At 61.6% G+C, this 8738-nt stretch carries 8 protein-coding genes; 3 read left to right on the plus strand and 5 right to left on the minus strand.

The window, feature by feature from the left end:
* Window positions 1–105: 105 nt before the first annotated feature.
* Window positions 106–711, plus strand: coding sequence for an NADH-quinone oxidoreductase subunit C (locus M3O22_01370; GenBank protein ID MDP9195413.1), 606 nt, complete (start codon window positions 106–108; stop codon window positions 709–711).
* Window positions 712–892: 181 nt separating this feature from the next.
* Here the strand turns inward: M3O22_01370 and putA are convergent, their stop codons facing one another.
* The gene (putA, locus tag M3O22_01375) at window positions 893–4003 is read right to left on the minus strand and encodes a bifunctional proline dehydrogenase/L-glutamate gamma-semialdehyde dehydrogenase PutA (GenBank protein MDP9195414.1); all 3111 of its coding nucleotides are present in this window, start codon (window positions 4001–4003) and stop codon (window positions 893–895) included.
* A 153-nt stretch (window positions 4004–4156) separates the two neighbouring features.
* Between putA and pyk the strand changes: the two genes are divergently transcribed.
* Together pyk and coaE are read left to right on the plus strand one after the other, a co-directional pair.
* Window positions 4157–5596: a pyruvate kinase gene (gene pyk / locus M3O22_01380; protein ID MDP9195415.1), complete on the plus strand. Its 1440-nt coding sequence runs from the start codon at window positions 4157–4159 to the stop codon at window positions 5594–5596.
* Between the two features lie 39 nt (window positions 5597–5635).
* On the plus strand, window positions 5636–6286 hold the full coding sequence (gene coaE / locus M3O22_01385) for a dephospho-CoA kinase (GenBank protein ID MDP9195416.1): 651 nt from the start codon (window positions 5636–5638) through the stop codon (window positions 6284–6286).
* Here coaE and M3O22_01390 read toward each other — a convergent pair.
* The 4 genes from M3O22_01390 to secG all read right to left on the minus strand — a co-directional run.
* Complete coding sequence (locus M3O22_01390; protein ID MDP9195417.1) at window positions 6174–6701, minus strand: hypothetical protein; 528 nt, start codon at window positions 6699–6701, stop codon at window positions 6174–6176. The genes coaE and M3O22_01390 overlap by 113 nt on opposite strands.
* A 74-nt stretch (window positions 6702–6775) precedes the next feature.
* Complete coding sequence (locus M3O22_01395; GenBank protein ID MDP9195418.1) at window positions 6776–7339, minus strand: hypothetical protein; 564 nt, start codon at window positions 7337–7339, stop codon at window positions 6776–6778.
* A gap of 13 nt (window positions 7340–7352) precedes the next feature.
* Window positions 7353–8408: a lysine-2,3-aminomutase-like protein gene (locus M3O22_01400; GenBank protein ID MDP9195419.1), complete on the minus strand. Its 1056-nt coding sequence runs from the start codon at window positions 8406–8408 to the stop codon at window positions 7353–7355.
* Window positions 8405–8738 (minus strand): preprotein translocase subunit SecG (gene secG / locus M3O22_01405; GenBank protein MDP9195420.1); only part of this gene is annotated, 334 nt, incomplete at its 5' end. The genes secG and M3O22_01400, both read right to left, overlap by 4 nt.

Raw genomic sequence — 8738 nt, forward strand, 5'->3', positions numbered from 1 at the left:
CCCCCCGGCCCTGAATGCAACCGGAATTTTTCGGTATGGGTTCCATTGCAAAAATCCGGCTGATGGAGTACTCAGGGGCAGGATTTCGGGGCAGGGGAAGCACGCATGGATACCGGTCAGCTGCAGAAAAAAGTCTGTGATGTGCTGGGGCCTGATGTGCTGGAGGCTGTTGTCCTGAAGGGCGAACTGGCCATCCGCGTTGCGCGCGACCGGCTGATGACCGTCATGAAAACCCTGCGCGATCACCCGGATCTGTGTTGTGAGCAGGTCATGGATATCTGCGGCGTGGACTGGCCTGACCGGCCTGAGCGGTTCGAGGTGGTGTACAACCTGCTCAGCCTGCGCCATAACCACCGCCTGCGGGTCAAGGTATCCACGGACGCAGACACTCCCGTGGTTTCCGTTGTCTCCGTGTGGCCTGTGGCTGGCTGGTTCGAGCGCGAGACCTGGGACATGTACGGTGTACTGTTCGACGGGCATCCCGACCTGCGCCGCATCCTGACGGACTACGGGTTTGAGGGGCATCCCCTGCGCAAGGAATTCCCCCTGACCGGCTTTGTGGAGATGCGCTATGACGACGAGCAGAAGCGCGTGGCGTATGAGCCTGTGAAACTGTCCCAGGAATTCCGCCGCTTCGACTTCCTCAGCCCCTGGGAAGGCATGACCAGCGTCATGCTGCCTGGGGATGAGAAGGCCAAGGCACGCGGATAATCAAACGGATAATGGCCATCTGGCTTCAGCTTCCTCCGCTTCCGGTGCTCACGTACTGTAACGTACGCTCCGCTCCGGTTCTCGAAAGCCTTGTCATCTGGCTCATTCTGCGTTGATTGTCCGCGTGCCTGCAAAAGCCGTAAAGTAAATAATTTGGCCGAGTCAGGGCTGCTTCGGTTTTCTACGCCCCCATCATGACCAAGGATGTGTTGCCCCCGGCGGCGGTTGTGTTCACCGACAGGGTACGCTCGGTGCAGAAACGGTACAGGTAATGCGGGCCGCCCGCCTTGGGGCCGGTACCGGAGAGGCCCTCGCCGCCGAAGGGCTGTACGCCCACCACTGCGCCGATCATGCTGCGGTTCACATAGATGTTTCCGACCGGCGCGCGTTCAGCGATGTATCTCACGGTGTTTTCGATACGGCTGTGGATTCCCAGGGTGAGGCCATAACCGGTGCGGCGGATGGCCTCGAGTACCGGATCCAGCTGTCCGGCCGGGTAGCGCACCACATGCAGGACGGGGCCGAACACTTCGTTTTTCAGGTCGTCCAGGCTGTCCAGCAGCCATGCACCGGGCGCCAGGAAAGTACCGTGGGCGCAGTCATCCGGCAGAGGCGCTTCCAGCAGCTGGCGGCCCTGGTCGCGCAGTTTCTTCGTGTGCGCCTGCAGACCCTCCAGCGCCCCCTTGTCGATGATCGGTCCCACGTCAGTGGAGAGCTTTCCGGGATTGCCCACGCGCAGTTCCTGCACCGCGCCTTTCAGCATGGTGATAATCTTGTCTGCCGTGTCTTCCGGCAGGAACGCCACCCGTCCGGCGGAACACCGTTGTCCCGCCGAGCGGAACGCGCTGGTGACCAGGTCGTCCACCACCTGTTCGGGCAGGGCGCTGGTGTCCACGATCATGGCATTCTGGCCGCCGGTTTCCGCTATGAACGGCACGATGGGGCCGTTGCGCGCCGCCAGGGACTGATTGATGCGCCGGGCGGTTTCGGTGGAGCCGGTAAAGGCTACGCCGGCGATGCGATTATCAGCAACCAGACGGCCGCCGATGGTTGACCCGCTGCCGGGCAAAAAGGCCAGAGCATCGCCGGGAATGCCTGCCTCATGCAGGATCTGCACGGCGTGGAATGCAATCAGCGGGGTCTGGGCAGCGGGCTTGGCGATCACTGTATTGCCACTGACCAGTGCTGCGGTCACCTGGCCCATGAAGATGGCCAGCGGGAAGTTCCAGGGGCTGATACATACGAACACGCCCCGGCCACGCAGCGACAGTGTGTTTTTCTCCCCTGTAGGGCCGGGCATCAGGGCGGGCTCGGCCAGTTTCTCCCGGGCCTGGGCGGCATAATAGCGGCAGAAGTCCACCGCCTCCCGCACTTCGGCCAGCGCGTCGGGAATGGTCTTGCCGCCTTCGCGCACGCACAGGGCCATGAATTCAGTGCGGTGTTTTTCCAGAAGATCCGCTGCCCGATCCAGGCACGCGGCCCGCTCTGTGGCCGGTGTGCGGTCCCAGTCCGGAAAAGCCTTCAGCGCCACATCCAGCGTTTTTTCCACAAGGTCGGCAGAAGCCTCTTCCACCGTGCCTGTGGTCTGGCGCAGGTCTGCGGGATTGCGCACGGGCCGTGCGGTGCCGGTGTGGGGTTTGCCGCCAATCAGGGGTGCCGCCGTCCATGGGCCTGTACTGTCCATGTTTTTCAGCAAAGGTCCGGTGACTGCAGGGTCACTTAGATCCAGCCCCCAGGAATTCTGCCGCTCAGGACGGAACATATCTACGGGCAGGGTGATTTTCGGATGGGGGATCATCTCAAGCTTCTCCACAGCAGTCACAGGGTCGGCGATGATAGTGTCGATGGACAGGCTGTCGTCGCGGATACGGTTGACGAAGGAACTGTTGGCTCCGTTTTCCAGCAGACGGCGCACCAGATAGCCCAGCAGGTCCTCGTGATTGCCCACGGGCGCATAGATGCGCGAAGGGATTATTGATGTGACCTGGTCGTGCAGCGCCTCGCCCATGCCGTACAGACGCTGGAACTCGAAACCGGCGGGGCTATCGCCGGCCATTTCCAGAACAGCAGCAATGCTGTGGGCGTTGTGCGTGGCGAACATGGGGAACACGGCATCGCGGGCATCCAGCAGGCGGCGGGCGCATACCAGCCAGGACAGGTCGGTGGAGATCTTGCGGGTAAAGACAGGATAACCCTCCAGGCCCCGCTCCTGCCCGCGCTTGATTTCTGTGTCCCAGTAGGCGCCCTTGACCAGACGGATGGGCATCCGGCGGCCGGTCTGACGCGCAAGGGCGATCAGCCATTCTGCCGAAGCCATCGCCCGCTTCTGATAGGCCTGGAGGGCGAGGCCAAACCCCTCCGATCCTTTCAGGGCCGGATCTGTAAAAACGGCTTTTATGACATCCAGAGAGATATCCCAGCGGTCAGCCTCTTCCGCGTCGACAATGATAGTGATGCCTGCTTCTTTGCCTTTTGCAGCCAGGGCCAGCAGGGGTGGGACCAGTTCCGCCATGACCCGGTCGCGCTGGGCGATGTCGTAGCGCGGATGCAGGGCGGACAGCTTGATCGACACGCCGGGACTTTCGAACAGGCCGCGGCTGCCCCGGGCCCTGCCCACGGCCTCGATGGCTTCAGCGTAGTTCCGGAAATAGCGGTCTGCATCAGCCTGGGTGCGCGCGCCTTCGCCCAGCATGTCATAGGAATGCGTGTAGCCTTTTTTCTCGTCATCCCTGGCGTTCTTCAGGGCTTCGTCGATGGTTTCACCCATGAGGAACTGGCGGGCCAGGATCCGCACCGCCTGCGTGATAGCCTGGCGGATAACGGGTTCGCCCACCCGCGCCACCACACGCTTCAGCAGGTTTGCGCCGTCCTGGCCCATCTCTATCACCCGGCCCGTCAGCATCAGTGCCCAGGTGGAGGCATTCATGAACAGGGTATCGGATTTGCCCAGATACTTCTCCCATGCGCCTTCGCCCACCTTGTCGCGGATCAGGGCATCCGCCGTGATTTTATCGGGAATGCGCAGCAGGGCCTCCGCCACGCACATCAGGGCCACGCCCTCCTGCGTCGACAGGCCGAACTGCTGCAGGAAACTGTCCAGCAGGGTAAAGCGGGTCTTGCTGCCGCGCACCCCCTCCACCAGCCCGTACGCCCGGTCCCGGATCCGGGCGCGCAGATCTGCGCGCCAGGCCGCCGCAGCCAGCAGGCGCTTCACGGCCGCGGCCTCATCCTCGCGGTACGCCGCGGTCATGGCAGCGCGAAAGGTATCCGGATGTGGGGAGGAAGCGGGCATGGGGTCACCTGAAGGCAGGATGATGCTTCCTTTCTTTTAACACAGGCATGGCCTGACTGACAGCATGCAACAAACCCCGTTGCCTTGAGACGGGGCATGGCGTAGCGTGTCGTGGACTGTCGTTTCCTGCCGTCTTTTCAGGTTTTCCCGCCCATGACCAGAAATCCTTCCCTGCGGCGCCGTATGCGCCAGACCCGCATTGTGGCCACGCTGGGGCCGGCCTCGGCCTCGGCCGACATGATCCGCAAGCTGTTTGATGCGGGCGTAGATGTATTCCGCCTGAACTTCAGCCATGGGAAACAGGAAGACCATGGCGAGCGGGTCCGCCTGATCCGCGAAGTGGAAAAGGAAACCGGCCGTCCCGTCTGTATCATGGCGGACCTGCAGGGCCCCAAGCTGCGCGTGGGGACTTTCGCGGATGGATCCATCATGCTGGCTGCGGGTCAGCGCTTTCGTCTTGATCTGGACCAGGCCCCCGGTGACGGGCGGCGTGTCAGGCTGCCACATCCGGAAATCCTGCAAGCCTTGCGGCCGGGAGCGAACCTGCTGCTGGATGACGGCAAGATCCGCCTGAAGGTTCTGGAATGCGGGTCAGATTTTGCGGAAACGGAAGTGGTCATCGGCGGAAAACTGTCTGACCGCAAGGGTGTAAATGTTCCTGACGTGGTTATTCCCCTGTCCCCCCTGACGCCCAAGGACCGCGAGGACCTGCGCTATGCGCTGGACGCAGGCGTGGACTGGATTGCCCTGTCCTTTGTCCAGAAGCCGGATGATATTGCCGAGGCGCGCAAGCTGATCGGCAACCGTGCGGCCTTGCTGGCCAAGATCGAGAAGCCTTCGGCCATCACGCACCTGACCGAGATTGTCCAGATGTCCGACGGGCTGATGGTGGCCCGCGGCGATCTGGGTGTGGAAATGCCCACCGAGGATGTCCCGGCCCTGCAGAAGCGCATCCTGAAGGAATCCCGCCTTGCGGGCCGGCCGGTCATTGTGGCGACCCAGATGCTGGAATCCATGATTTCGACCCCCACGCCCACGCGGGCCGAGGCCTCGGACGTGGCCACGGCCGTCTATGACGGTGCAGATGCCGTGATGCTGTCGGCCGAGACGGCTTCGGGCCAGTACCCGCTGGAAGCCGTGTCCATCATGGACAGGATCATCCGCCGCACGGAAAGCGACCCCTCGTATCGCACCATTATTGACGCCTGGCACCTGGAGCCGCAGCATACCTCCGCCGACGCCATTACGGCCGCCGCGCGCCAGGTGTCGGAAACCATTTCTGCCGCCTGCATCGCCACATTTACGGAATCAGGATCCACCACCCTGCGCGCGGCGCGTGAGAGGCCCGCTGTTCCCATCCTGTGCCTGGCGTCCCGGCCCGAGATTGCGCGCCGCCTCACCATGGCGTTCGGCGTCCATGCTTTCTGGACCACCGACATCGTGACCGAAGCGGATATGGTCCAGAAAGCCTGTGCCATCGCCCGTCAGGACGGCCTTGCAGCCGTCGGCCAGAAGATCGTCATCACCGCCGGCGTTCCCTTTGGCAAGCCGGGCACCACAAACCTTCTGCGCATCGCCCGGATCGAGGAGTAGCCAGCCATGATCGTCCTGGGATTAACCGGGTCGATTGGTATGGGAAAGTCTGCAGCGGCTCTGATGTTGCGGAGTATGGGCATTCCGGTCCATGACTCTGATGCGGCGGTCCATGCCCTGATGGCTCCTGGGGGAGAGGCGGTGGATCCTGTCCTGGCCCGGTTCCCGGGCACAGGCAGCAGGGCTGGCGGGATTGACCGCAAGGCGCTGGGGCAAAAAGTCTTCAATGATCCTGAAGCCCTGGAAGCGCTGGAAAAAATCCTTCATCCCCTGGTGCGCGAGCGACAGGACCGGTTTCTGGAAGAACACCGGAGGAAGGGAGAACCGCTGGTGGTTCTGGAAATTCCCCTGCTGTTCGAGACGGGGGCGGACCGGCGCGTGGACGCAGTGATGGTGGTGACGGCGCCGCGCCATATCCAGGAAAAACGGGTACTGTCCCGGCCTGGCATGACGCGGGAAAAATTCAGCTGGATCCTGTCACACCAGATGCCCGATACGGAAAAGCGCAGGCGGGCGGATATCATTCTTCAGACAGGGCAGGGGCGTGCCCGGGTGTGGCACACCCTTCGCGCCATTGTCAGGGACCTGGATAGAGGAGTTTCCGGTTCCATGCCAGCTGGTCTTCTGTCAGCTGGAAGCCGACCAGGATCCGGCGGGAGGCAGGGTCGACACCCTCCGGCAGGGGAATGATCTGGGTCAGTTCCTCTTCCGTTTCGCCGGATGACTTTCCATCCTCGAATTTAATGGCGGTCGGGAATTCTTCTTTGATCAGGATATTCTCCTGGTCATCGGTAATCGCCACAAAATAGGTGAAAGAGGCGGTATCGCCGCTCATGGCAGGCCCCCGCGCCGCAACAATTTTCAGCTTCAGGTCCACCTCGACCCTGCCGGTATCAAAGGAGCAGCCACCACCAAACCCTTCCAGGCGGGCCTCGAACAGGGCCGCTCCAGGGGCCGGTTTTACGCCATCAGCGAACTGGTCCAGGTGTACCGCATCACCCACAAAGGCGACAGGAGGACATTGCTGTCCGGCAGCCTGTGCGTTTCCCGGGAAAACCACAAGACAGGACAGAAGCAGAAAACAGGAAAGGCGGGCAGAGGACATGGAATATCCGGTTCTGACGGGGCAAGCCAGGATCACTGTAGACAACGCTTGCCTGTCTGACAAGCCGGGGAAAATTACGGTGTGGGAGTTACAGGCGGGCCGCCTGCTCCCGGACCGGAAGTCCCGCTGGCTGGGCCAGGTGCTGGAGGTTTTCGCTTCCTTTCAAAGGCCCTGAGCCTGTCTGTCAGGATTTCGGGAAACCCGGCTTTCTCAAGGGCATCAATGGCAAGTGCGACATTGTCTATCTGCAACAGGGCCATGGAGGCTCCCCCGCCGGGAATAACGGATTGTCCCTCCCGGACCGGATATTTGTATCCGGCCTCTTTCAGGAAGGACTTCAGGCGCTCCATAACAAGATCCGGATCCTGTTTGATGACCGGAAAAAACCTGACTGTAACAGGTCTCTGCGGGGACCCGGTGCGGTATTCCACAGACATTTCCGCCAGGAAGATATCTGGCTGGCCTGTTTCATTGTTGGCCAGATGCCATGCCTTTTCTGAAGCAAAACTGAAGGTGATCTTGTGCAGCATTCCACCGGTATTCGGTGCGGAATAATCAGTGATGGTGCAGGGGTGCCCCTCTATGTCCTGTTTCGTCCTCGTTGTACTTCCAGTTCTTGATTTTCCGGTGATTCCCATGATTCCTCCTGCTTCAGGTTTCTGCCTTTTTCTGTAACGGCCAGGAATGGCAATGGCCCCATGGATCCCGCACAATCCATCCTTTTACATCAGAACCCTCAAGGTATGACGGTCCGACAGGAACCTTGCCGTAACCGTCGGGAATATCCAGTACATAGGTGGGCTGGCACAGTCCGGAAACCCGGCCGCGCAGGGCTGCCATGATCCTCTGGCCCTCTTCCAGGCTGAGGCGGAAACGGGCTGTGCCCGGGGCCAGATCCGGATGGTGAAGGTAATATGGCTTGACCCGGGCCCGGACCAGACGGCGGAACAGCTCTTCCAGCACAGCCGGATCATCATTGACGCCGCGCAGCAGGACAGTCTGCGCGACCAGGGCAATGCCGGCATCCGCCAGTCGCCGGATGGCTTCTACGGCTCCCGATGTCAGCTCCCGCGGGTGGTTGGTGTGGATGGCCATCCACACAGCGCTGTCGGTGGTTTTCAGGGTGGAGACAAGATCTTCTGTCACCCTGTCAGGATCCACCACAGGGACCCGCGTATGCAGGCGGATCACATCCAGATGTGCAATGGCATCCAGCCTTTTGACAATATCAGCCATACGCCGGGGCGACAGCATCAGCGGATCGCCACCGGTCAGGATCACTTCACGGATCTGTGGATTGTTGTGGATATATCCAAGGGCCGCATCCAGATCTTTCGCCGACATGGACTCCCCGCCAGGGCCGACCATTTCACGCCGGAAACAGAACCGGCAATAGACAGGACAGGCATGCAGCAGTTTCAGCAGCACCCGGTCAGGATAGCGATGCACCAAGCCGGGAAGGGGGCTGTGAGCCGCATCGCCGATGGGGTCTGTCACTTCTTCCGGTGATGTATGGAGTTCCGCTGTATCCGGGACAAACTGGCGTGCAATGGGGTCATCAGGATCATCCGGTCTGATCAGTGCGGCCATGGCTGGCGTGATGGCTATGGCGTATTTTTCAGCAACAGGGACAAGTTTATCCTGTTGTCCGGGTGAAACAAGCCCGGCCCGCACCAGATCCTCCGGACTGTGCAGGGTCCGCGTCACTCGGCCCGCGGCTGTTCAGCCTGTTCTGCAGGGGGTGCCGGTTCAGCCGGAGCAGCGGTATCAGAGGGAGCAACGGGGGAAGTGGCCGCAGGCGCGGTTTCTGTCTGCTCAATCAGGCTCTGCAAATCTGTCTGTCCGGCCTTGCGATGTCCACCAGCCATGATGGCCAGGGTAATGCTGGTCAGCATGAAGCAGGTCGCCAGGATGGCTGTCGTGCGGGTCAGCAGGTTTCCGCTGGCCCGCGCTGTCATCAGGCCGCCCATGGTGCCGCTGCCGATTCCAAGGCCGCCGCCTTCGGACCGCTGCAGCAGGATGATCCCCACCAGCGCC

The sequence above is a fragment of the Pseudomonadota bacterium genome (assembly GCA_030775045.1).
Classification (GTDB): Bacteria; Pseudomonadota; Alphaproteobacteria; order JALYJY01; family JALYJY01; genus JALYJY01.